Origin of the sequence: Marseilla massiliensis (assembly GCF_016899955.1) — a bacterium.
Classification (GTDB): domain Bacteria; phylum Bacteroidota; class Bacteroidia; order Bacteroidales; family Bacteroidaceae; genus Prevotella; species Prevotella intestinigallinarum.
On the sequence record NZ_JACJJL010000076.1, the window covers coordinates 1 to 1,597 of the forward strand.

The window sequence follows — 1,597 nt, forward strand, 5'->3', positions numbered from 1 at the left end:
CCCGCTCCAGAAAGGAGGTGTTCCAGCCGCACCTTCCGGTACGGCTACCTTGTTACGACTTAGCCCCAATCACCGGTTTCGCCCTAGGCCGACCCTCGCGGTCACGGACTTCAGGCGCCCCCGGCTTTCATGGCTTGACGGGCGGTGTGTACAAGGCCCGGGAACGTATTCACCGCGCCATGGCTGATGCGCGATTACTAGCGAATCCAGCTTCGTGGGGTCGGGTTGCAGACCCCAGTCCGAACTGAGGGGCGGTTTCTCGATCCGACGCTGCTTGCGCAGCCCCTTCCCTCTGTGCGCCCCATTGTAACACGTGTGTAGCCCCGGACGTAAGGGCCGTGCTGATTTGACGTCATCCCCGCCTTCCTCACACCTTGCGGCGGCAGTGCCCGCAGAGTGCCCGGCATTACCCGATGGCAACTGCGGGAGGGGGTTGCGCTCGTTATGGCACTTGAGCCGACACCTCACGGCACGAGCTGACGACAACCATGCAGCACCTCCGCAGAGGCCCCGAAGGGCTGTGGAATCTCTCCCACATTCCTCTGCAGTTCAAGCCCGGGTAAGGTTCCTCGCGTATCATCGAATTAAACCACATGTTCCTCCGCTTGTGCGGGCCCCCGTCAATTCCTTTGAGTTTCACCGTTGCCGGCGTACTCCCCAGGTGGGATGCTTAACGCTTTCGCTTGGCCCCTGAACCTTAACGGCCCAAGGGCGGGCATCCATCGTTTACCGCGCGGACTACCAGGGTATCTAATCCTGTTCGATACCCGCGCCTTCGAGCATCAGCGTCAGTGTGCAACTGGCAGGCTGCCTTCGCAATCGGGGTTCTTCGTGATATCTAAGCATTTCACCGCTACACCACGAATTCCGCCTGCCTCGATGCAACTCAAGCACGCCAGTTCGCGCTGCGCTTCCGGGGTTGAGCCCCGGGATTTCACAGCACGCTTGACATGCGGCCTACGCTCCCTTTAAACCCAATGATTCCGGATAACGCCCGGACCTTCCGTATTACCGCGGCTGCTGGCACGGAATTAGCCGGTCCTTATTCGCACGGTACCTGCAAAGCGCCACACGTGGCGCACTTTATCCCCGTGAAAAAGCGGTTTACAACCCATAGGGCCGTCATCCCGCACGCTACTTGGCTGGTTCAGGCTTCCGCCCATTGACCAATATTCCTCACTGCTGCCTCCCGTAGGAGTCTGGGCCGTGTCTCAGTCCCAGTGTGGGGGGCCTCCCTCTCAGGACCCCTACCGATCGTCGGCCAGGTGGGCCGTTGCCCCGCCTGCTGCCTAATCGGACGCATCCCCATCCGCTGCCGCCGAAGCTTTGGCGCTCTTCTGATGCCATCGAAGCGCCTCATACCGCATTAATCCGCCTTTCGGCGGGCTGTGCCGTGGCAACGGCCAGGTTGGATACGCGTTACTCACCCGTGCGCCGGTCGCCATCGGCGGTTGCAAGCAACCGCCATGATGCCCCTCGACTTGCATGTGTTAAGCCTGTAGCTAGCGTTCATCCTGAGCCAGGATCAAACTCTACATTGTATAATTGACTTTTATCTTAAAACCTCAACGGACGTAAAGCCCGAAGGGTCTGTTCC

Annotated in this window: 1 rRNA gene; it reads right to left on the reverse strand. The window is 60.0% G+C overall.

From position 1 onward, the window contains the following. Positions 1 to 10: 10 nt before the first annotated feature. Positions 11 to 1,541, reverse strand: a 16S ribosomal RNA gene (locus H6B30_RS15930). Positions 1,542 to 1,597: the final 56 nt, after the last annotated feature.